Origin of the sequence: Pirellula sp. SH-Sr6A (assembly GCF_001610875.1) — a bacterium.
Lineage (GTDB): Bacteria > Planctomycetota > Planctomycetia > Pirellulales > Pirellulaceae > JBKCUI01.
Map to the genome: position 1 here is coordinate 5,892,899 of NZ_CP011272.1, position 22,379 is coordinate 5,915,277.

Here is a 22,379-nt window from a genome sequence, read left to right on the forward strand (position 1 = left end):
AGTGAACTCGCAAAGAAACTACAAACCAATGGAGGTCCCTATGGACTCGGTAACAGCAGCCGAGATTGCAAAGCTGGACACGATGACCGTTTCCAAGCTGGTCGAGAGATTCGAATCGCTCGTCGGCGACAAGTGCCGGAGTAGAAACAAACGTTACCTCATCCGCCGAATCGCTTGGCGTCTTCAGGCCAACGCGGAAGGTGGCCTCTCGGAGCGAGCGTTGAAACGTGCGGCCGAGCTCGCACTCGACTCGGAAGTCCGAGTTACTCCACCTCGCGAACACAAACGATCCCGAATTGTCGTTGCACCCGTTGAATCGAAACCAGTTCGCGATCTTCGATTACCTCCTGCCGGCTCGATGCTTCATCGAGATTACAAAGGTAGACCAATCCGAGTGCTCGTCCACGAGGACGGGTTTGAATACGAAGGCCAACTCTTCAAATCTCTTACTGCAGTTGCCAACACGATCACTGGATCCCACGTGAATGGATTTCAGTTCTTTCGATTGAGGAGCACCTAATGACCAATCAACCCAAAAGCACAGGCCCAAAGAACCGCTGTGCCATCTACACACGAAAGTCTTGCGAAGAGGGACTTGAGTTAGAGTTCAATTCGCTTCATGCCCAGCGAGAATCGGCCGAAGCATTTATTGCGAGCCAACAGCACGAAGGCTGGGAATGCTTGCCGGATCGATACGACGATGGCGGATTCTCGGGTGGAACCTTGGATCGCCCCGCTCTTAACCGTCTCCTTGAGGACATCAAGACAGGACGCATCGATTGTGTGGTCGTCTACAAAGTTGACCGGCTAAGTCGATCCCTGTTGGACTTCTCGCGAATTATGGAGACCTTCGATAAACACGGCGTCTCGTTCGTCTCGGTCACTCAGCAGTTCAACACGACCCATTCGATGGGCCGCCTTACACTGAACATCCTGTTGTCCTTTGCGCAGTTCGAGCGGGAGATTATTGGAGAACGTACACGAGACAAGATCGCTGCCCAACGCCGAAAAGGGAAATGGACCGGTGGTATTCCGATCTTGGGTTACGATGTCGACCGTTCCAACGCGAGCCCCAAGCTGGTAGTCAACGCCGAGGAAGCGGTTCAGGTTAGGCGCATCTTCTCGTTATACCGAGAGCTCGGATCGCTCCTCCCCGTCGTCAAAGAGGTCAACAAACGCGGCTGGCAAAACAAAGTATGGAAGACAAAGAAGGGTGTAACGCGAGGCGGGAAGGCGTTCGACAAATGCTCGATCTACTCGTTGCTGACCAATCCGTTGTACGCTGGTCTGATTCGCCACAAGGATTTGATCCACAAAGGTGAACACGAAAACCTGATTGAACCCGAAGTATTCGAAGCAGTTCAAAAGCAACTGAAGCATAACGGTCGTGGCCAGGGAAACCACTTGATTAACAAGCACGGAGCGATCCTCAAGGGACTGCTGCATTGCACCGCCTGCGATCGAGCGATGGTCCATACCTTCACGAGGAAGGACGAGAAGGTCTACCGGTACTATACATGCACGAACGTCATCAAAAACGGTCGCGGTAAATGCCCATCGCCAAATCTTCCAGCAGGAGAAATCGAGCAAGCGGTGATCCAGCAGATTCGAGCCGTCGGAGCCGACGTGGAGATTCAGAACCAGGTTGCAGCCCAGATGAAGGCCACCCAATCCAAGCAACTCGATGAACTGCAAACGAACCGCCGTCAGTTGGAACGCCAACTTTCACGAGACCACGCCGAAATTGGAAAGCTGGCAGTGATGCATGATCCTACTGGTGCAACGAGCTCACGAATCGCCGACCTCCATGTCCGCATCACGAAATGCGAGTCAGACCTTTCCCGCATAATTGCGAGCCTCACGGAATTGGAGCGTCGCGCAACGGAAAAGGGGGAGATCGCCGAAGCGGTACTCGACTTCGAATCGATCTGGGAGGCGTTCAACAGCCGCGAAAAGAGCCGGCTGATTCGCTTGATGGTCTCGCGGATCGAATTCAACGCCAAAGACACATCGATTGCAGTAACGTTCTATCCCGATGCACTCCGTTCCCTCAAAGTCAAGAGAAAGGATGATGCCGCATGATAACGGTGCACCAAAAACTATCGATCACGAAAACCCATCGAGGCCGCAGACGACTGGAGCCTCGCCCTGAAGAACAACCGGTGAAGCCAACCAGCAGCGTTCCCAGAATCTCTCGACTGATGGCACTGGCGATCAAGTATCAGGGGATGCTTGATCGTGGCGAAGTGGCGGGCATCACGGAACTCGCAAGGCTTTGTCGAGTCACTCAACCACGAATGACGCAAATCCTGAATCTCAATTTGCTCAGTCCGTCCATTCAGGAGCAGCTCCTGCACCTGCCGCCACATTCCTCCGGCAAGCAGGCGATTCACGAAAAGAAGCTTAGAGCGGTGTGTGCACATACCGATTGGGGGTCCCAACAATTGCACTTCGCCCGCTGCTGTTCAAGCAAATGAATTGAGATCCGATCGTTTTCACGATTTCTGGTCGTGCCTCTTGACCGCCGGGTTATGTCTCGTCATGCTTACTAAGCATTAAACGCCATCGCGTCCAATCCATACTGGTACCCGGCGAAAACCATGGCTTCCACAGCAAAAACCTTCGGGAAAGTTCTCCGTGAACGGCGACTCGCGTGCGGCTTTGGCCTGCGAGAATTTGCCCAGATGGTTGGCGTGAGCTCCACCTATATTTCGCAGTTGGAGCAGGAGAATATCGATCCGCCAACGGCCGAACGAGCGGCCAAGATGGCTGGGATTTTGGGTGAGAATGCCGACGAATGGATCGCACTGGCTGGTCGAGTGCCCGATGACCTAGAAGGAATCATTCAGAAGGAGCCCATCGGGATGCCGGCGCTTCTGCGTGAAGCGAATGGCCTTACCGCTGAACAACTGAAAAGACTCGCTGAAGAAGCCAAGAAGATGAAAGGGGGAAAGTCATGAACGAGCGATTCTCACTCGTTGATCGCCAGGTCCCTTACCTTCATGAGAAGCAAATCGAGCGCGAGGCTCGTTTCCTCCTCGATGAGTACGAGCTCAAGTTCGAACGCAAGGTCACAGCACCGATTCCGTTGGAAAAGATCACCGAATTCCAGCTGCAGTTGACGCTGGAATTTAAGGACATGAAGTCCTTATTTCCGTTTGCTGACGTGCATGGGGCGATCTGGTTTGAAGAGGGAATCATCGGTATCGATCAAAGCCTCAATCCGGACGAGAACCCGTTGATGCTAGGGCGATACCACTTCACGTTGGCCCACGAACTTGGGCATTGGTGCCTCCACCGGCATCTCTACAAAGAGAATCCCAATCAGCCAATGTTGTTCGAAGATGGTGTTCGCGTGCCCGATGTCGTCTGCCGGTCCAGCGAACGCAAGAAACCTGTGGAATGGCAGGCCGATGCGTTTGCCGCCAACCTGCTCATGCCAAAGCCCCTCGTCTTCCAGGCATGGGCAGAGCACCACGACGGAGATGATCAGCCTGCGGAAATGGCGACCTTGCGTCCAGCGAGTGCGGACAAGTCTTTTTCGCTTCGAGGTCGCTTGGCCACCACAGCGGAAGAGCGAGATGCCGCAATCAAGGAACACTATGCTGCCCCTTTTGCAGAACGCTTCAGCGTCTCGAAGGAAGCGATGCGAATTCGACTAGAAGAACTCAAACTGTTCGTCGAGAACCGACCTCGATTGCTGTTCTGATATTTTTTTACCCAAATTGCTTACTGCTTACTAATCAGATGATTCGATCAAAAGGAGCTACAGAAGATGGCAACATTCGACTTGAAGAAACAACTAACGATTCACGACCGTGGCCTGCTTCAGCAGCTTCTGGGAAATGAACCCTCGATGCAAGCAATCGAGTGGGCTGCGATGCCAAAAAACAACATCGCGCCACTTATCGCTGCATGGGAAGCGATGGACGACGCCAGGAAACGGCACTACCAAGTTATCCTTCAGGACGTCCAGCACCTAGCTGAGCCGACAGCGCTGAAAGTACTGATCGAGGAGCTTGAGTGGAGGCACCCTGACAAGCTGCCGATCTTTTCAGCACAGTTGGGCACTGCGGACAAGGCGCTTTGGGCTTACCAGAATGCCACCGACGCGTTCGATGCGGCAGCAATCTTTGCTCGCGCCGAAGCTCTCCGGAACGGCCAGCAAGCAAACATCTGGAACAGCCTGCCAAAGGAACCCATTGCTGTCACCCCAGACAAAATCAGCTCCCTTGAGCAGCGAATCCGCTCCTACTACTGGGGTCGAGAGATGCGGGGCGAAGTATGCAAGGTCCATCAGTATGATCGCCACGACGGTTCGCAGTACTTCTTTGCTTACCTACCCGATTGGCCTGACAAGCGACTTTGCTTTGATGAGCAAGAACAACTAACACCTCGAGAAGATGCATACGCCTTCAGCAACGCCTTCGTGTTCGAACCAAATCTCGGCACCATCGAGCTGATTGCGAAAGGCGGAAAGAAGGTTCAGAAAGAACTTCGCCGTGCGTTTTGTCTGTCGATGCTTGGAATCGAAGTAGATGACGAAGATCCCGTCAAGCCGGTGTATCAGCTTGATCAGTTACTCGATCCAAGTTTCGCTTTTGTTACCGAGGCCAACGAGCGCATCCAGGATGTGAAACTACGACGGGTACGGATTGTCCCACGAGTGAAGGTACCCAACATCGAGCAGATCGAATTCAAGTTTCGTGAAGCCACCGATCTTTCAAGCATTCGATCATTTCTTGCGGCGCAACTAGCCTCCATGCAACTTGGCTTCGACCAGATCAGCGTGACTCAAGCCGGTATCCAATTCCAATTCATGGGTAATGGCGACCGCAAAGGGAAAACCATGACGGTCAATGTGAGTTGCCCCAATACCTGCGACCTCAAATTCAAACCAGAGGAACAGGAGCTGATTGGTCGCGCCTGCTTCGTTCGCTGGGGGATCATCAATGGTTGACCCATTGGAATATCTACTGCCGATGATTGAGTCGCAGCAAATGACTGTGGGTAACGACGAAGTTTCTCGGTGGCCGACTGGAGTACTCCAAACTCTAACGGATCTGGGGATTCTCGTCTCGGCCGAAGATGCCGACTCGATTCGTTGTCCTGAGTGCGGTGAACATTGGGAGGAGATTTTCGCTATGGATGGCCCCGGCGATTCCACTCAATTGTTCATTCGTTGCCCTGAAGTCTTGCGGATCGAAGTTACCCAGCAGCACCGACGGCAATGGCGTCCCGATCTCTCATCGCTGATGCGATTCCTTGCGTCGTCGCTGAATCTCAAAGGAAAGCCACAGGAGCTATTCTCAGAACGTCTGTGGCGTTTGGGACGACTTACCTGGAACAAAGTGTCTCGCGACGTGCTGTTCGTCCGAGGCCTCCGCTGGCCGGATGCCGAGCTGCCTCGTGCTCAAATTGTTCGGCAACGAAAGCCGATCCTAATCAGCTCCACGTACGCGATGCCGGAAGAGTACTGGAAGACACCTCCGCCCCAATTGGTCCTTCGGAATATCGCTTGGTTCGCGGATCGATTCGAAATCGATGTGGAAGAAGTGGCTGCTTGCATTGCGGATGCAACCAAGAAGGTTGGCGATTCTCCGATTCTGGGTGTTACAGAAGAGGAATTGAAGCTGACGATTCGCCGGCAGATCAAAGCAGAGAACAAGACGGAACTGACGGACGACATTTACGTCAGGGCATATCGCCAATTAGGTTCACTTCGTTTGGCAGCGGAATTCCTCTCGGACCAAACTAACGCGATAGTCACTAAAGATAGGGTGAAACGAGCGATCGATCGCTACGGAGGTATTCCTTCGCTGGCCAACGAGGAGGATTCAAATTCGATCGTTCGTGGTGTCGCGTCGCACCACCGCGACAGGAAAGGAAAAAATCTAGCAACAGGAAAACCCACGAAATGAAAGGAGATTCGCAAATCTCGACTGTCGCACGCTGACGCGCAACCGCGTCAGATGCGACACGGCAGCTGACCTCCGAGGGCTTCGAGGCCCATAACCCGGCGGTCAGAAAGTTACCTGTGACGTTTCTGCAATTTTCGCAGCACAGATTCTTGTAGCACTGATGGAATTGCCAGGCTGCAGCCTCCGCCCTCAGGAGGTTGCCATGTCGGCACAACCACAGGATGTACTTTCTGATTACGCTCGGACTCTTATTCGAGTAAAGGCCCGCCAGCTGGTCCGTCGGCCAGAGTTCACTGTTTGCGAAGCGGAAGACCTTGAACAGGAGCTTACGCTTCGAATTCTACTTCAGCTCGACCGCTTCGATCCAACCCGAAGTTCCATCAACACCTTTTTCGTACGCGTTGTCAACTCGTCCGTAGCGATGTTGATCCGTGAGCGAGGTAGGATCAAACGAAATGGTGGCGAAGGCGTCGAGATCGAGTCCTTGGAAAAGATGGTCGAGAAGGCGGATGGATCACCGGCTCCGCTCTGGACCACGATCTCTGACCAAGACGCACATCGACGGCATCAATCACGTCCTCTCTCGGACTCGGAAGCGATGCAACTTCGAATGGACATCGCGTCCGTTCTTGAGCAACTTCCGCCGGATCTGCGAAGCATCTGCAAGCAGTTATTGGCTGGAGGTCATACCGATACTCGACGAGACAGCCAACTCTCTCGCCGCAAGTACCAAGCGGCAATGAGCCTGATACGGGAGCAGTTTACCCGTTCAGGTTTCTCGTCTGAGTAACGAGGCGCGCAATCGGAGACACCAGCGGCATAGGTAACCAACGGGAAGCAAATGAAAAACTGTTAACGGAGTTACCTATGTTCGCTGGTGTTTTCCGGTTCACATTCGACGAGTCTGTGCCAATCGAAGAGGCCGAAATGACTCTGCATCTTGCAATCTTCGCTGCCGAGGGCCTGTTCGGCAAACCACGCGTTGCGATGGAGTTTCACTACGACATCCAGCCATTCGACAATTTCATCGATGTCCACGGTGAAACCGAAGTTGGTGTCGCGGTCGCGCAGGTTTTTGGAGGCCTGCTCTTGCGAGAGTTTGGCGAATCGGCATTTCGAATCACCAACCTTCCATCCTATGACTCTTTCAGTCATGAGGTGGCCGCGTGAGCATGCTATCCAAATTGCAGCGTGGTCGAACAGCAAAACCACCTCGCATTCTTTGTTACGGAATTGAGGGCGTCGGCAAATCAACCTTTGCGTCACAAGCACCCAAACCGGTCTTCATTCAATGCGAGGACGGATTGGATGAGCTTAATGTCGACAAGTTTCCGTTGGCGACCAGGTACGACGAGGTGATCTCCGCTTTGGCTGATCTGCAGCGAGAGTCGCACGACTACGAAACCGTGGTGATCGATTCGTTGGACTGGCTTGAGCGATTGGTCTTCGACCGATTGTGTGCGGAACACAACGCAACATCGATTGAACAGGTCGCGGGTGGATATAGCAAAGGCTACACCCTCGCGCTGACCTATTGGCGAGAGATCATCGAGCATCTCAACGCGCTGAGGAATCAGCGAGGAATGGTCGTGTTGTTGATCGCTCATAGCAAGGTTGAGCGATTCGAGGATCCCGAGTCATCGCCTTATGACCGTTATTCTCCACGGCTGCATAAACACGCAGCTGCACTGATGAGCGAATGGTGCGATGCCGTACTGTTTGCCACACGGAAGATTCGTACCCAATCCGAAGACGCCGGCTTCAATCGCAAACGGACCATCGCTCATGCCATCGGCAAAGGTGGTGGTGAACGAATCTTGCGGTGTGTTGGCGGCCCTTCATGTGTCGCAAAGAACAGGTACGGAATCGTCGAAGAGTTGCCGCTCTCCTGGGCGGCGTTTGTTCAAGCAATTTCTCAATCACAAGGAACTCAAAGTAATGGCTGACCTCAATGGTTTCGATGCTAACCAAGTTGAACCGACCGGAGACTTCGATCCGATTCCTGCGGGCAAATACCTTGCGGTCATCACCGACAGCGAGATGAAGCCCAACAAAGCGGGAACCGGCAGTTTGCTCCAGCTGACGTTTCAAATCATCGAAGGGGAGTACAGGAATCGACTGATTTGGACTCGACTGAACCTCGATAACCCGAATGCGGTTGCAGTGCAAATCGCACGTGCGGACTTGTCCGCCATCTGTCGGGCTGTTGGAGTACCCTCGCCGAAAGATTCGGTCGAGCTACACAATTTGCCGCTGGTAATCAACGTTCGCTGCAAGAAGCGGAACGACACCGGCGACATTGTCAACGAGATCAAGGGGTACGCAAAGCGTGAGCAACCAACGTCGGTTGCGTCGCCGGCTCAAGCGGCTCCGGTCAACAGCAGCTCTCCTCCTTGGAAGCGATCGTGATGGTCGAGTTCCATCTTCCCTATCCGCCAAGTGTGAACCACTACTGGCGACATGTTGGGTCTCGGACGCTCATTTCACGCGGAGGGCGAGCATTTCGCGCGGCGGTTTGCTCGCTTCTCGCGTCACAGGGGATTCAACCGTTGAGCGGCCCTTTGATCGTTGATGTTGTCGTGTATCCACCGGATCGTCGACGACGCGACATAGACAACGTCCAGAAAGCATTGCTCGATGCGCTTCAGCATGGCGGTGCTTACAGCGATGACAGCCAGATTGTTCGCCTTTCGATTGAAAAGGGACAACCGGTCGAAGGCGGAAAGACCATCGTTCAGATTCGAGAGGCGTGACCATGACCAAGAACCAAGCGCAAAACCAATGCGGACATTGCGGCCGTATCTTTCGGAATAGAAAGACCAAACCGACACGACAGCAGTTGCTGAGCATCGAGAATCGTAACTGGTACTGCTCAGACGATTGTTGGAGCAAAGTTTGTCAACCGCGCACGTGTCTGCGATGCAACTCCGTCTTCGGCTCGACGGGGCCATTCAATCGCATCTGTAAACCGTGCTCTGGCGTTAATGCAAGGATTGATCTTTCCGAATCGGAGCTCCAACGTCAACGCGGCACGAAGCGGCTCAACGGCGACAGCATCGAGTGCATTCATGCTGGACCTCATGAAGGTTGCGTTTTCTCAATCGCACAGCGGAGGTCGTAGGATGATTACACTTCGACCTTACCAAGAAGATGTAAAAGCAGCAGTCTATGACCACCTTCGCTCCCGCGATGACAACCCTTGTGCGGTTGTGCCGACAGCGGGGGGGAAAACCCCAATCATGGCCAGTATCTGTAAAGATGCCGTCGGGATGTGGGGAGGCCGGGTCTTAATTCTCGCGCACGTCAAAGAGTTGCTTGAGCAGACAGCTGACAAGCTGAAGGTAGTCTGTCCTGAGATTGGATTTGGGATCTACTCAGCCGGACTCAAGCGTCGCGACACACAGAACCCAGTGATCGTAGCCAGTATTCAATCGATCTACAAACGGGCCTGCGAACTGGACGCCTTCAATCTAATCATGGTGGACGAAGCCCATTTGATTCCTCTGGAAGGCGATGGGATGTATCGGCAGTTTCTAGCTGATGCCAAGGTGATCAATCCGGAGGTGCGAATCGTCGGTTTTACAGCCACACCATACCGGCTCAAGACCGGACCGATCTGCACACCGGAAGGTTTTCTAAACCACATCTGCTACGAGGTGAGTGTACGCGAGTTAATCCGAGATGGCTTTCTCTGTCCGCTTATCAGCAAGGCCGGCCGTGTGAAGGCGGATATGTCATCGCTCCATGTTCGCGGCGGTGATTTTGTATCGGATGAAGTGGAGTCGTTGATGGACCAAGAGTCACTAGTCCGTTCGGCAGCCTCCGAAATTGTGGAATATACAGTGGATCGGAAGGGGTGTCTGATTTTCGCCTCCGGCATCCAGCATGGCCATCACATCGTCAATGTATTGGCCGAGGAACATGGTGTCGAATGTGGCTTTGTCAGCGGTGATACACCCAATTCCGAGCGTGATGCAACGTTAGCAAGATTCAAAGCAGGCAAACTGAAATACTTGTGCAACGTCAATGTGCTGACGACCGGTTTCGATGCGCCTCACATCGATTGCGTCGCGCTCGTCCGCCCTACGATGTCGCCGGGGCTCTATTATCAAATGGTCGGTCGTGGTTTCCGCCTTCATCCAAGCAAAGAGAATTGTCTGGTCCTCGACTTCGGTGGCAATGTGCTACGTCATGGACCGGTGGATGAAATTAAGGTTACCACGTCGGATCGCATAGAAGGCAAAGCGCCCGCAAAAGAATGTCCTCACTGTCAGGCGGTCATCGCCGCGGGTTTTGCGACGTGCCCGCAATGTGGTTACGTTTTCCCGCCCCCCGATCGCCAACAGCATGATGCAAAGGCAAGCGAAGCCGGCATTCTCTCGGGCCAAGTCACGACAACGAAATACGAAGTCCAGGACGTCTATTACGGCATCCATACCAAACGAGGCGCGAGTGAAGATGATCCTCGCACCCTTCGAGTGGACTATCGAGTTGGTTGGCATGAATACAAGTCGGAATGGATTTGTTTCGAACACGAAGGGTACGCACGTCAAAAGGCAATCGCATGGTGGCGTAAACGTTCTCCCGATCCAGTTCCTGACAGCATCGAGCGAGCCATCGAGATTATCGAAGGAGGCGGTCTCGCAAACACGCTGGCAATCAAGGTGCGCAGTGTCGCTGGCGATCCCTACGAGCGGATCATCGATTATGAGCTGGGGCCAATGCCTGAGGGAATTCCGGTGAGCGAATCGGAAGTCTTCACAGATGACGAGCTCCCCTTCTAGTGAATTCCCTGTCTGCGTTTGATCTCTGTGTCGTTGTTCTGCGAGCAAATTCAAAGGAGTGTGGCGTTTGAGCGAGACCGCAATATCCTACCTTCGAGCCGGCCTATGTGTCCTTCCCGCGATTGCATCCGAGAAGCGTCCCTCGCTGGCGGGGTGGAAGCAATACCAACTGCGACTGCCGACTGAGCGGCAGGTTCGCACTTGGTTCGCAGAGACATCAGCCACGTGTATTCTCACGGGGGTAGTTTCAGGCCACCTGGAATTGATTGACTTCGATGGCGAGCCAGAACTGTTTGATCGTTGGCGAGCCATGGTCGCGGATGAACTTCCCCACGTTGTAAACCGGCTGGTGATCGAAGAATCGCAGTCTGGTGGCCGGCATGCGATCTATCGATGCGAAGAGTCGATACCAGGGAATAGGAAACTGGCGCAACGATTAATCGTCGCCGAGTCAGGCGACACAGTAACAATCGCAGGAAAGCGTTATGTGCCTCGCCGTAACAACGGTCGGTTCGAAGTTACGCTGACCCTCATCGAAACGCGAGGCGAAGGAGGACTCTTTCTATGTGATCCAACCCCGAATTATTGCATTCAACAGGGATCCTTTGAGTCGATTCCGGTTCTGACAAACGCCGAGAGATCGGTGCTGATCGAAGCCGCATGTGCTTTGTCAGAAACCTCGCCTCCTCCTGCGCGAGTGCCAACATCGCTCATTGGTGAAGGCCGGCCGGGAGATGATTTCAACGAACGAGGAGATGTTCGGCAACTGCTCGAGCGACATGGATGGCAGCGAGTCCGTGGTGGTGAGAACGAATATTGGCGACGTCCGGGCAAGGAGCATGGCTGGAGCGCTTCGCTTCGTAACAACCAACTGTTCGTGTTCTCATCGAATGCAACGCCATTTGAACCGGACCGAGCCTACGGTCCGTTTTCAGTCTACGCATTGCTGGAGCATGGAGGTGATTTCGCGGCGGCAGCAACGGCATTGAGACTGCAGGGGTATGGGCAAACATCGGACGAGTCTGGCGTGGACCTTTCCCATCTCATTCCGGGCCCAATTACCGCTCCGGCATCACAATCGAGTGCCTACCCCGATCCCGGTCCTTTGCCGGCGGAATTGCTGCGGATTCCCGGATTCGTCTCCGATGTCATGGACCATTGCCTGGAGACTGCGCCGTATCCCAATCCCGCGTTGGCGTTCTGCGGAGCGTTGTCCCTTCAGGCCGTGCTGGCCGGCCGCAAGGTTCGTGACCCGGCCGACAATCGCACCAATATCTATCTGCTCGCGCTAGCCTATTCCTCCGTCGGCAAAGATTGGCCCCGCAAGATCAACACCCACATTATGCATCGCGTGGGGATGGTGACAGCACTGGGGGAGAAGTTCGCGTCCGGTGAAGGCATCCAAGATTCGCTGTTCCTCACCCCATCGATGCTGTTTCAAACGGATGAGATCGATGGACTATTGCAGTCCATCAACAAGGCACGCGATGCGAGGCATGAGAACATCATGGGCACTTTGCTCACGATGTACTCTGCAGCCAACAGCATTTATCCGATGCGACGTAAGGCCGGCAAGGAAGTTCCTGGCGTGATCGACCAGCCGTGCCTTGTGGTCTATGGCACCGCAATACCCACGCACTATTACGACTCCCTCTCGGAGCGAATGCTCACTAACGGCTTCTTCGCACGCATGCTGATCGTCGAAAGTGGGCCTCGAGCGATCGGGCAGGATCCAGGCATCATCAACCCCCCGGCTTCCATCATCGATACAGCGCAGTGGTGGTCGGAGTTCAATCCTGGTTCAGGAAACCTGGAGTCGTTTCATCCGCAGCCCATCACCGTCGTGGCGAACGAAGAAGCTCGTGGTTTGCTTGCCGAGGCTCGGCGGACCTCGGAGACCGAGTATGCCAATTCAGAATCACGTGGTGATCCGGTGGGGACCACAGTCTGGGGCCGAGTACCTGAGCAAGTTCGCAAGCTCGCGCTGCTCTATGCCGTCAGCGCGAACCATCAATCACCGGTAATCGACGCTGCGGCCGTGCGATGGGCTACGGAGTTCATGCTCCACCAAACTCGCCGCATGCTCTTCATGGCACACAACCACGTCGCGGAGAACCCGTTCCATGCCGAGTGCCTCAAGCTTGTTCGAAAGCTTCGCGAGGAACCCAGCCGGCAACTTGCCCACAGCGTGCTACTCAAACGCATGAAGATCGATGCCAAGACCTTTCAGGAGTTGGTGACGACGCTCGAGCAGCAAGGAGACCTGCTGACGGTGATCCAAGCCACAGCCGGCCGACCACAGCGGCACTACCGATTGCTGGGTGAAAGCAGTGGGTGAAACCAAGAGTGAAAAGTGAAAGAAGTCCACCGTAAGTGGCAAGTTAGACCGGTGAAGGAAGCCTCGAATCGGAGAAAGACCCGTGAAACAAGTACCAACCCAAACCACCCCAAACGCCAGTGAAAGAAGTGAAAGAAGCGAGTCAGAGACCAAGAAAAACACTGCACCAAATGCTTCTTTCTTCTTTCACCCGGTCACGCAGATATATCCATTCACACACCTTCTTTCTTCCTTCACCCACACCCACGTATATGCCCGCGCGTGCGCGTATAGACACGCGTGTATGAGAGGGGTGGAGAAAGAAGAAAGAAGGATTCGAGGGCCGGTCATTACCCCACCGCGTCGCCAAGGTTGGCCCACGTTCGCGTCGTTGCGATTGAGTGGGGATTGGGTTAAGTGCCGGCAATGAACGCGACACGTGGCCACACGTGGGCCCGTGGCACGCCTGCCAATGTGGCAGACCCAATAGGTACTTCCGCGTGATCTGTCACCGGAGTGGGACGCCGGAACAGCCGCCATTGATGAGACAGTTTTATTTTCTGGTCAGAACAACAAAAGAAAGAAAGTTATGTCAACGCAATCAGAACAGCAACGTGATCGATGGAACACGATGGTCGTGCCAGCAGCAAAGGGATTGGAGCGATTCTTTTGGAGCCTCGCTTGGTTTTGCGTCTTGCTCATGGTGCTCTTTGGTGGTCCATGCATTCGCAACAAGCAACACCCTATCGAGAAAGGAGAATCCGATGAGCAGCAATCAGCTGAACCTACCCCATAGCCGACTCGGCTTGTTCGGCAACTCGCGCGAACTTGCCTTCTTGTTTTGAAAGACCACCTCACGAGATTTCTGAAAGATCGAAAATGAAAATCGAGCAAAGATCAATTGCGGACATTAAACCCTATCCGAACAATCCCCGCATCAACGATGACGCGGTCGATGCCGTTGCCGGCAGCATCAAGGAGTTCGGATTTCGTCAACCGATTGTGGTCGATGAAGATGGAGTGATCATCTGCGGTCACACTCGCTTTAAAGCGGCACAGAAGCTTGGCATCGAAAAGCTCCCTGTCCATGTTGCGAAGGATCTTACCCCCGAGCAGATCAAGGCGTATCGCATCGCCGATAACAAAACCGCTGAGCTTGCCGAGTGGAATTACGATCTGCTCCCAATCGAACTGGGTGACTTGCAAGCCAACGGGTTTGATCTCTCGCTCCTTGGATTCGATACCGATGAGCTCGCCAAGCTGATGGACACCGGAGTCAACGAGGGACTTACCGATCCCGATGAGGTTCCGGCGCCTCCCGATGAAGCGATCACGAAGCCAGGGGATCTTTGGATCCTTGGTAACCACCGGCTGCTCTGCGGAGACTCGTCATCGCCGGCAGACCTGGGTCGCTTGCTGGCCGGCAATGCGATCCATCTTTGCAACACAGACCCGCCCTACAACGTGAAGGTGGAACCGCGATCGAACAACGCGATCGCGGCAGGTTTGTCCTCGTTCTCGAACGATGCAGCGTCAGGAAAACTCAAGCAGGGCCAAGGCAATGCCGCTTCGTTCGGTGTTGATCACGAGACAGGCAAACCGAAGCATGCCGCAACGCATAAGAAGCTTCGGCCGAAGGATCGTCCCCTCGCGAATGACTTTGTCAGCGATGGCGAGTTCGATCGACTCCTCGATGCGTGGTTCGGTAACATCGCGCGCGTCTTGTTGCCGGGTCGATGCTTTTACATTTGGGGAGGTTACGCCAATCTTGGAAATTATCCCCCATTCCTAAGTCGCCACGCCCTGTACTTCAGCCAAAGCATCGTGTGGGATAAACAACACCCTGTTTTGACACGAAAAGATTTTATGGGGGCGTTTGAGCTTGCGTTTTACGGTTGGAAGGAAGGCGCAGGGCACAAATACTACGGGCCCAACAATGCGACCGACCTGTGGCAAGTGAAGAAGGTCAATCCGCAATCGATGATCCATCTCACCGAGAAGCCTGTCGAACTCGCGGTGCGGGCGATGCAGTACTCTTCCGTGCCTGGCGAGAATGTTTTGGATCTCTTCGGTGGTAGCGGATCCACGTTGATCGCCGCTGAGCAATGCGGTCGCAACGCCTTCTTGATGGAGCTTGATTGCTTGTACGCAGACGTGATCGTTGATCGCTATCAGAGGTTCACTGGCAAGCCGGCGATCCTAGAGCGAACCGGCGAGTCTCCGATCCCAATGCGGGCTGCGGACGCCAAGTAACGCTAGATCTTCTGGCAGTGCCAATGCCCGTCTTCAAAGACGTAGAGATAGTTCGCATCGCAGTTGCGTGCGAACGTGACGAGCGACGCTCGGTCGCAAAGATGCTTTGGGAGCCGCGCCCGAGGGAAGTACTCGGGCGCCCCATCGCTCGCATTCAAACTTCGCAGCTCACCTCCGGCGATTAATGCCGAGGCCTTCTCGATGGAGTTGTACCATTGGTTGAGAACCACCCCAGCATGTTCCGGGTAGCCATCGAAGTGCAGGTAGGCGGCTTGGTAGCCCCCGTCGCTGTTCGCACAGGCGATCGTTGCTCGTGTCGACATGGTTTGGTCCCTCTACGATTGGAAGTTCTCGGGGGTAATGATCTTGATGATGTCACCGGGAATGGTCAGCATGAGGGAGCGGCCGCTATCCCAATCGACTTCGACCTGCGTCCAGCCATGGTGGGGGTGGACCTTCCGAACCGTGCCGACGGAACCTCGTGGTATGGGATCGGGATCATCAGGCATCGCGATCAGTCGAATCCGATCACCGACGTTGGGAATTCTTGTCATTGTTTGGTTTTCCTTCGTCTAGAGAATCTTGCCGAGGAGGCTTTTCTTCATCGCATCGATCGCTTCGCATGCGAGGAGGTGTTCGGTCAACAGAGGGCCGGCCGTTTGTGGTTGCTGTGCGTCGGCGATCTCAAGCATCTCCATCAAGGTGTGGAGCCCTTCCACCGTCTTGTAGTAGGCTTCGCGAATCTCTTGCGCTTGGTGCGGGTCCATCGTGCGGAATGCGTCGCGGAGGATCTTTTCGTCGATCTTGCGTTGGGGGTTGGTCGCGTCGTTCATCGTTGTTGCTCCGTGTTCGGAAACCTGTTTTCGTTGGGCGTTAACACCAATGAGCCATGCCGTGCGCAAAGCCTCAAGTCAATTCAAAAAAGGATTCGATGCTTTTTCGGAGAATGTTTTGAAGCCCCACAATCGCCACCGTTTGCCCCCGGTCGCGTCGCGTTGCATGTTGGGGTAACGACGCCATTTCACGACCGAACGCCCACACATCGCAAACGTGGGGCGTTGGTGCGAAGCCGGCGATCCTCAGCGCTGAGGCCAATTTCGAACCTTGATCATTTCGAAACCATCAAAGCCGGAGACCGCATAGTCTCGGCCGTTGTACCCTCGCGCGATCAATCGATCCCCCCGGCGCTCGACATACGCGATGGTGGTGTCGAGCGAGGAATCGTCGATGGATTGGACTTCGTAGGAATAATCGGGTTCGGGAATAGCCCGCTCGCCGTCGGCCAAGTCGGTAACCAAGCGAAGTTGTCCGATGTGCATGTCAGGAATCTATGTTGGGTTTGCGATGGGATGGAGAAAGGGTATCGAGCCCTTCGGCATTCGAACGCTCGATCTCAACGGCTCGGTTGCTTGGGTCGCTGGTCATTGGGTTACCTCTGCGCTCGCGTTGGCAGGAGCGAATCGCCCTCGTTCGGTTTTGATGAACCGCGAAGCATCTCCCTTTCCGATCTCGCGGAGGATGGCGCTGTAGAGCGTCGCGTGGGGTGTCTTGCCACCGGGGCTGGTCCAGTACCCCTTGGCGGTCATCGCTTCGATCATCTGCTGAACGTTCAGCGGTTCGGTAGCTTCGCAAAGAACCTTGTGGGCAGCAGCCAAAGCGCTAAGCCGTTTGGGTTGATCGCCATCGGGTTTCTTGAGAACTCGCTTCGGTTTGGTCGCCGGCTGTTGGGGACCGTCGAACGCGATCACCTCGGCGGGTTCGTTCTCGACAACGGTGAGGTTGTCGGTCGTGGTGACCTTGGCCGAACCCTTGCGGGGTGCGACTTCCCCCTGCAACCGCTGTGCGGTTCGGATAATGATTTTCTTGCCGGTAGCCAGGTTCGTGGCGAACCAACCGCCCCCGGTTTTCTCGCTATCGATTCGGATCTCGACTCTCTTGCCGGTGACGTTTGCGTAGTACTTGCCACCGATCTTGACCTCTGCCTTTTTCATCTGCCTGTCTCCCCTGTAGGAACCGTGGTTAGCTGCCATCGTCAGGCCGCTCGCACTACCGAGCGGCGATCTCGATCGCGTCGAGATTTCGGCTTATTACCCGAAGACCAAATCGGCCAATCCCATTCCGAGGAAGTCGACCAAGACCTGGATCTCGGTGGTCGCGGCGGGTACATCCAACCCGCGGTCGAAATTGAAGAGGGTCTTCTTCGTTTCGAGGTCTTGGATCCAAAGCTTCGAGATCTTGGTTCGTCCGAGCTCGTACTCTTCGCACTCTGCATGTTCGGAGAAAACCAAAGCATCGAATCGGTATGCGTTGTTGATCTTGCCTCGAACCCAAGAACCGCCGGCACCTGGGGTTCGGTGGCTGATCTTCGTGATCTTGAGGTCGAAGTCCGTGGTGTCGTTCTCGTTGTGGGTCATGTTTGCGTTTCCGTATCGGAAGGGGTGGTGAATCGTTTGGCGTTAACACACATGAGCCATGCGGTTCGCAACACAGCAAGCAGCATTCGCATTCATTTGCAGAAATGTTTTCAGGTTTCCCCCACATGCGAAAAAGCTCGCCCTAATCGGAGCGAGCTTCGTAAAACAACTAGGCATTTAGTTGCCCCGAGCGACGTCCCATGCTCGCTTGGTTCCATAACCAAGCTGCCTACCCTCCACGATGAAGAGGACCGCATCCTCGGCCACATCGTCATCGTCGTCCCCCTCGTCGGCTTCACCGTCGTCATCGACGTAGTCGTTGATCTCCAATCCAGATGCGAGCCCGTAAATCGAGTTCTCAAAGGGCCAGTTCTGCTGCGTCATCAATCGCACCTCGGCATCGCCACCGATCTCATCTCGGTACTCCCCGAGCCGTCCAATCAATTCATCGATCGTCATGTTTGTTTCTCCCGTGTCTTCGAAAATGGATATCCAACGAACGTCATCACACATGAGCCATGCCGTTGGAAACACAGCAAGTCAATTACCGAAACCATCAGCAGCAATTCCAAAGATTCATTCGCGCCCCAACAAACCAACGACGTTCGCATGTGTCGCGTTGAGATGCGTGGTTGGGGGTTTACTAAGCGATACCCGAGAATGGCGTTTTGTGGGGCACTGTCGCGTCCGGTTCCCCTGAATCATTCCAGTAATGGACAACGCCGCTCGAGTGGGAGCGGCGCTGTTGATCTCTGGGTTGAACTACGCAGCTTGGTCGTACTTCCTCGCCATCTCGAGGAGCTTGCTCTTGATGGCCTTCCAATCTCGCTGGGTCTCGCCGGTGATTTCACCAAATCGCTTGTCGCGAAGCTCGCCCTTGTACCAACCTTTGGTCCATCCGAGCCGGTAGAAGAGTCGGTTGAGTTCCGTTTCGCCAAGGCCGGCTCCTGGTCGATCCCAGCAGCTCGTCGTTCCGTCTTTCTTCGCGTAGTCCCAATCCGCGCATCGCTTGGTGTTCATCGCGAGTTCGACCAATCCGAGAACCATCATCAGGTATCCGACCACCTTGGTCTTGTTGAGCGTTCCGGCGAAGGCTCGAAACTCGATTCGGTTTTTACCGGCAGCCAGGTGCGTGAGGTTCAGCAGGTGGTATCGATCGGCTTCGCATCGGTTCTTCGCGGTGTCTTTGTCCCCGTACTGTTTGATCCGCTTGGTGTAGATCGTTTGTTCGCGGCGTCGTGTTCCCGTGCTTGCGAAGATCGCCTTCTCGTGGTTGCCGACCAAGGAAATCAATCTGGCCAAGGCGGCTGCGTCGCCATCCCAAGAGATACTCACATGGAGCCCGCAGGTTTTATTAACCCGTCCTCCGTGTTCGTTGATCTTGTCGATCGCTTCTTCGATTTGTTTGAGGCCTTCGTACCCTTTAAGCTTGGGGCTTACGAACTCGCATCCCTTGCGGTTGGGTGTCTCGGGTTTGATGCTCGCATCCCGTTCGGCTCGCCATCCGGTGGGGAGCCAAGGCACTTGGTAGCCGTGGTGGTAGGGGCCAATCGGTGTGGTGTCGCTGTTGGGCAGCGTCGTTTCGAACTCCAGACCGAAGTGGATTTCGTTTGCGTTCATCTTTGTCTCTCTGTTTGGGTTGGTTGGGTCGGTTGGTTGCGATCGCCATGTTGCTGGCGTGTGTCACATGAAGCCCTGCCGCAGAGAGAACATCCAGCCGATAAAGCATGTTTTCCCCAGTCTTTTTTCATGTTTTCAGGCACCCCCACAAACGCCACACATGGGCCCGTGTGGCATGCAAAACATGCTTGCCCAAGGGGGCGGACCTCAAAAGAAAACGCACCGGTGGGGCCCGCGTTCGCGACTGTGCGAAGCATTGAAGAATGGAGTCTGGCATGAGTGACGGAAAGAAACCGATCGATCCGAATCGGCTTACGGTCGAGCAGGCATCCAAGCTGCTCTCAGCGGCTGCAAAGATCCGGGTGCAGACGGAATTAATCCTGGAAGACATCGAGGCGGGAGCGCCAAGGAATCCAGACGGAACGATCAACTTGATGCATTACGCAGCATGGATGGTGAAGGAGATGGGCCGTGGCAACTGACCCTAGAAAATTAAGACCAAGCGATCTATGTCGATTGTTGAACTCAACGCCACTTGGTGAGGTTATCAACGAACGGCAATTACATCGCCATCGCACTCGAGCCGGCATGCGTATCGGTGACGCTCGCTTTGTAGATCTGCTCCGCTATGTTGCGTGGCTCATCGAGATAAGGCACACACCTCGTAACGAACCAGAAGGGGATCCGTATGGAAAGCTGAAAGAACGTGCTCGTGCGCGAAACGTTGCCATCGCTCTGGCAGGCCGAGACATCGGCGAGCTGCCGCCCGTTGCTGATCCGGAGCGGAAGGCTCGCGCTGCAAGAGACTTTCGCTTCTTCTGCGAATCCTATTTTCCGTTAACCTTTCATCTGAATTGGTCAGACGACCATCTCAAGGTTATCAATCGTATTGAGCAAGCTGTTTTGAGTGGTGGTCTCTTCTCTATGGCGATGCCCCGTGGTTCGGGCAAGACGACCATCTGCGAATGCGCATGCATTTGGGCTGCACTCAATGGACATCGTGAGTTCGTTTGTCTCATCGGAAGTGACGAGGGGCACGCGATGGATATGCTCGAATCGATCAAGATGGAGCTCGATGGCAATGAACTTTTGTTAGCGGATTATCCCGAGGTGGTCTTTCCGATTCAGGCCCTCGACGGGATCGCTAATCGCTGCAATGGCCAGCTTTATCAAGGACAACGTACGCATATCGGTTGGACCGCGAGAGAGATTGTGCTTCCAACTATGCCAGGAAGTGTTGCCAGCGGCGCCATTGTCAAAGTAGCCGGTATTACTGGTCGCATACGGGGAATGAAGTACAAACGCGCGGATGGACGGACTGTTCGGCCGACGTTGGTTGTGATCGACGACCCGCAAACGGACGAATCTGCCCGATCCCTGTCTCAGTGCGCAACGCGGGAAAGCATTCTCGCAGGTGCGATTCTTGGGTTGGCCGGCCCGGGGAAAAAGATCTCAGGGATTATGCCGTGCACAGTCATTCGACCGGGGGATATGGCAGACAACATTCTCTCGAGGGAAAAGCATCCCGAATGGAACGGCGAACGAACGCGAATGGTTTATTCGTTCCCAACGGATGAAAAGCTTTGGCTGCGATACGGCGAACTGAGGGCGGAGAGCCTTCGCATGTACGGCGACACGCGACTAGCCACCGAGTTCTATTCATCCAATCGTTCTGCCATGGACGCTGGGGCAGAGATCGCTTGGCCCGAGCGATTCAATCACGACGAACTATCGGCCATCCAGCATGCGATGAACCTCAAGCTACAGGATGAAGCAGCGTTCTTCGCCGAATACCAGAACGAACCATTGCCTGAAGTTAAGGCTAGTGACAACGAGCTGACCACGGACCAGATCGCTGGCAAGATCAATCGTATCGAGCGGCAGTTGGTTCCGATTGGAGCCAACCACCTGACGATGTTCGTCGACGTTCAAGCAACGCTGTTGTTCTACTCGGTGATCGCTTGGGAAGATGACTTCACAGGTTACCTCGTGGACTATGGCACTTTTCCCGATCAGAAGCGACCGTACTTTACACTGCGGGATGCGAGAACCACGCTTGCACTGGCTACGAAAGCAGGCGGTCTGGAAGGCTGTATCTACGCCGGCCTCGAGCGACTCACGGCAGACTGCCTTACCCGCGAATGGAGGCGTGATGATGGTGCCATGTTGCGGATCGAGAAATGCTTGATCGACGCCAACTGGGGCTCGTCAACCGATGTTGTCTACCAGTTCTGTCGGCAGAGCCAGTTCGCAGGAATTGTCATGCCCAGCCACGGTCGATTCGTAGGCGCTTCCAGTCAGCCGTTTTCGGAATACAAACGAAAGCCGGGGGATCGCGTGGGCCACAACTGGCGAATTCCGAACGTGCATGGCAAGCGAGCTGTACGGCACGTTGTCTACGACACCAATTTCTGGAAGACATTTGTCCATGCTCGTTTGGCGGTCGCGATGGGAGATCGCGGTTGCCTATCGCTCTTTGGAGACACACCGGACACCCATCGGCTCTTGGCAGAACACTTGTCGGCAGAGTATCGCGTTCGAACCGAAGGTCGAGGACGCATTGTCGACGAATGGAAACAGCGACCGGAGCGCGGTGATAATCACTGGTTCGACTGCGTGGTCGGCTGTGCAGTTGCGGCATCGATGCAAGGTGTCAATTTACCCGGTGCCGAAAGTCTGGCTGCCAAGAAGCAAGGTCGGGTGAGCTTCGCGGAGCTCCAAAGGAAACGGGGCCGATGAACAACGACTGCGATTCATTGAAGAAGAAAGGGATCATCTGTCCCAAGTGCGGGTGCCGTCATTTCATCACGACGCACACGGAGCCTTTACGTGATGGACGCATCCGCCGCAGAAAGCGTTGTCGCAACTGCGATCGAAAAGTGATCACTCACGAGGTTCCTGAGAAATAGATCGCTACATCTAGCACCCCACCAAGAATCGCATCGATCTGCGCGCAGTATCACGGCTCTTCGGCATAGGTAATCGAGGAGGAGCCACACCGGTCCGAGCAAGTCTACTCATCGCCGGGTGCCTCTCGACCGGACTCCTCTTTCATCGAATAACCAAAGAA

At 54.6% G+C, this 22,379-nt stretch carries 27 protein-coding genes; 18 read left to right on the forward strand and 9 right to left on the reverse strand.

The window, feature by feature from the left end:
* Positions 1-40 precede the first annotated feature (40 nt).
* The 12 genes from VN12_RS22785 to VN12_RS22840 all read left to right on the forward strand — a co-directional run bounded on the left by VN12_RS22785 (position 41) and on the right by VN12_RS22840 (position 8,674).
* Positions 41-520 carry a DUF2924 domain-containing protein gene (locus VN12_RS22785; protein ID WP_146678970.1) on the forward strand — a complete coding sequence of 160 codons (480 nt, stop codon included), beginning with the start codon at positions 41-43 and terminating at the stop codon, positions 518-520.
* A complete protein-coding gene (locus tag VN12_RS22790) occupies positions 520-2,082 on the forward strand; it encodes a recombinase family protein (RefSeq protein WP_146678972.1) in 1,563 nt (520 codons plus the stop codon). The genes VN12_RS22785 and VN12_RS22790 overlap by 1 nt, the downstream gene beginning before the upstream one ends.
* Positions 2,079-2,477 carry a hypothetical protein gene (locus VN12_RS22795; RefSeq protein WP_146678974.1) on the forward strand — a complete coding sequence of 133 codons (399 nt, stop codon included), beginning with the start codon at positions 2,079-2,081 and terminating at the stop codon, positions 2,475-2,477. Before VN12_RS22790 ends, VN12_RS22795 begins: the two co-directional genes overlap by 4 nt.
* Positions 2,478-2,600: 123 nt before the next feature.
* Complete coding sequence (locus VN12_RS22800; protein ID WP_146678976.1) at positions 2,601-2,960, forward strand: helix-turn-helix domain-containing protein; 360 nt, start codon at positions 2,601-2,603, stop codon at positions 2,958-2,960.
* Positions 2,957-3,709, forward strand: a complete 753-nt coding sequence (locus VN12_RS22805; RefSeq protein WP_146678978.1) for an ImmA/IrrE family metallo-endopeptidase — start codon at positions 2,957-2,959, stop codon at positions 3,707-3,709. Before VN12_RS22800 ends, VN12_RS22805 begins: the two co-directional genes overlap by 4 nt.
* 66 nt (positions 3,710-3,775) lie before the next feature.
* Positions 3,776-4,960, forward strand: coding sequence for a hypothetical protein (locus tag VN12_RS22810; protein ID WP_146678980.1), 1,185 nt, complete (start codon positions 3,776-3,778; stop codon positions 4,958-4,960).
* Positions 4,953-5,921, forward strand: a complete 969-nt coding sequence (locus VN12_RS22815) for a hypothetical protein (RefSeq protein WP_146678982.1) — start codon at positions 4,953-4,955, stop codon at positions 5,919-5,921. The genes VN12_RS22810 and VN12_RS22815 overlap by 8 nt, the downstream gene beginning before the upstream one ends.
* A 202-nt stretch (positions 5,922-6,123) precedes the next feature.
* On the forward strand, positions 6,124-6,711 hold the full coding sequence (locus tag VN12_RS22820) for a sigma-70 family RNA polymerase sigma factor (RefSeq protein ID WP_168164595.1): 588 nt from the start codon (positions 6,124-6,126) through the stop codon (positions 6,709-6,711).
* 77 nt (positions 6,712-6,788) lie between these two features.
* Complete coding sequence (locus VN12_RS22825) at positions 6,789-7,091, forward strand: hypothetical protein (protein WP_146678987.1); 303 nt, start codon at positions 6,789-6,791, stop codon at positions 7,089-7,091.
* A gap of 2 nt (positions 7,092-7,093) precedes the next feature.
* Positions 7,094-7,867, forward strand: coding sequence for an ATP-binding protein (locus VN12_RS22830; RefSeq protein WP_205855126.1), 774 nt, complete (start codon positions 7,094-7,096; stop codon positions 7,865-7,867).
* Positions 7,860-8,330: a DUF669 domain-containing protein gene (locus tag VN12_RS22835; RefSeq protein WP_168164596.1), complete on the forward strand. Its 471-nt coding sequence runs from the start codon at positions 7,860-7,862 to the stop codon at positions 8,328-8,330. The genes VN12_RS22830 and VN12_RS22835 overlap by 8 nt, the downstream gene beginning before the upstream one ends.
* Positions 8,330-8,674, forward strand: a complete 345-nt coding sequence (locus VN12_RS22840) for a RusA family crossover junction endodeoxyribonuclease (RefSeq protein ID WP_146678992.1) — start codon at positions 8,330-8,332, stop codon at positions 8,672-8,674. The genes VN12_RS22835 and VN12_RS22840 overlap by 1 nt, the downstream gene beginning before the upstream one ends.
* Before the next feature lie 119 nt (positions 8,675-8,793).
* Here the strand turns inward: VN12_RS22840 and VN12_RS26025 are convergent, their stop codons facing one another.
* The gene (locus VN12_RS26025; RefSeq protein ID WP_168164597.1) at positions 8,794-8,991 is read right to left on the reverse strand and encodes a hypothetical protein; all 198 of its coding nucleotides are present in this window, start codon (positions 8,989-8,991) and stop codon (positions 8,794-8,796) included.
* A 52-nt stretch (positions 8,992-9,043) separates the two neighbouring features.
* Here VN12_RS26025 and VN12_RS22845 point away from each other — a divergent pair, with 52 nt between their 5' ends.
* The 4 genes from VN12_RS22845 (at position 9,044) to VN12_RS22860 (ending at position 15,275) form a co-directional block, all read left to right on the forward strand.
* Positions 9,044-10,705 carry a DEAD/DEAH box helicase gene (locus tag VN12_RS22845; RefSeq protein WP_168164598.1) on the forward strand — a complete coding sequence of 554 codons (1,662 nt, stop codon included), beginning with the start codon at positions 9,044-9,046 and terminating at the stop codon, positions 10,703-10,705.
* Positions 10,706-10,772: 67 nt separating this feature from the next.
* Entirely contained in the window at positions 10,773-13,043 is a 2,271-nt protein-coding gene (locus VN12_RS22850) for a bifunctional DNA primase/polymerase (protein WP_146678997.1), read from the forward strand.
* 568 nt (positions 13,044-13,611) lie between these two features.
* On the forward strand, positions 13,612-13,818 hold the full coding sequence (locus tag VN12_RS22855) for a hypothetical protein (RefSeq protein WP_146678999.1): 207 nt from the start codon (positions 13,612-13,614) through the stop codon (positions 13,816-13,818).
* 83 nt (positions 13,819-13,901) lie between these two features.
* Positions 13,902-15,275 carry a DNA modification methylase gene (locus VN12_RS22860; protein ID WP_146679001.1) on the forward strand — a complete coding sequence of 458 codons (1,374 nt, stop codon included), beginning with the start codon at positions 13,902-13,904 and terminating at the stop codon, positions 15,273-15,275.
* A gap of 2 nt (positions 15,276-15,277) precedes the next feature.
* On the opposite strand, the gene VN12_RS22865 is transcribed toward VN12_RS22860, so the two are convergent.
* The 8 genes from VN12_RS22865 to VN12_RS22900 form a co-directional block, all read right to left on the reverse strand.
* Entirely contained in the window at positions 15,278-15,598 is a 321-nt protein-coding gene (locus VN12_RS22865) for a hypothetical protein (RefSeq protein ID WP_146679003.1), read from the reverse strand.
* A 12-nt stretch (positions 15,599-15,610) separates the two neighbouring features.
* Positions 15,611-15,829, reverse strand: coding sequence for a DUF4314 domain-containing protein (locus VN12_RS22870; protein WP_146679006.1), 219 nt, complete (start codon positions 15,827-15,829; stop codon positions 15,611-15,613).
* Positions 15,830-15,847: 18 nt separating this feature from the next.
* A complete protein-coding gene (locus VN12_RS22875) occupies positions 15,848-16,108 on the reverse strand; it encodes a hypothetical protein (RefSeq protein ID WP_146679008.1) in 261 nt (86 codons plus the stop codon).
* A gap of 246 nt (positions 16,109-16,354) precedes the next feature.
* Complete coding sequence (locus VN12_RS22880) at positions 16,355-16,594, reverse strand: hypothetical protein (protein ID WP_146679010.1); 240 nt, start codon at positions 16,592-16,594, stop codon at positions 16,355-16,357.
* A 102-nt stretch (positions 16,595-16,696) separates the two neighbouring features.
* Positions 16,697-17,266: a winged helix-turn-helix domain-containing protein gene (locus VN12_RS22885; protein WP_168164599.1), complete on the reverse strand. Its 570-nt coding sequence runs from the start codon at positions 17,264-17,266 to the stop codon at positions 16,697-16,699.
* Between the two features lie 96 nt (positions 17,267-17,362).
* Positions 17,363-17,689, reverse strand: a complete 327-nt coding sequence (locus tag VN12_RS22890; RefSeq protein WP_146679013.1) for a hypothetical protein — start codon at positions 17,687-17,689, stop codon at positions 17,363-17,365.
* Positions 17,690-17,866: 177 nt separating this feature from the next.
* Positions 17,867-18,148: a hypothetical protein gene (locus tag VN12_RS22895; protein ID WP_146679015.1), complete on the reverse strand. Its 282-nt coding sequence runs from the start codon at positions 18,146-18,148 to the stop codon at positions 17,867-17,869.
* 303 nt (positions 18,149-18,451) lie between these two features.
* Positions 18,452-19,309 (reverse strand): amidoligase family protein, encoded by an 858-nt coding sequence (locus VN12_RS22900; protein WP_146679017.1) that lies wholly within the window; start codon positions 19,307-19,309, stop codon positions 18,452-18,454.
* 275 nt (positions 19,310-19,584) lie between these two features.
* On the opposite strand from VN12_RS22900, the gene VN12_RS22905 reads away from it, so the two are divergent.
* Both VN12_RS22905 and VN12_RS22910 read left to right on the forward strand, forming a co-directional pair.
* The gene (locus VN12_RS22905) at positions 19,585-19,791 is read left to right on the forward strand and encodes a hypothetical protein (RefSeq protein ID WP_146679020.1); all 207 of its coding nucleotides are present in this window, start codon (positions 19,585-19,587) and stop codon (positions 19,789-19,791) included.
* Positions 19,781-22,048 (forward strand): terminase gpA endonuclease subunit, encoded by a 2,268-nt coding sequence (locus tag VN12_RS22910; RefSeq protein WP_146679022.1) that lies wholly within the window; start codon positions 19,781-19,783, stop codon positions 22,046-22,048. The genes VN12_RS22905 and VN12_RS22910 overlap by 11 nt, the downstream gene beginning before the upstream one ends.
* Positions 22,049-22,379 lie beyond the last annotated feature (331 nt).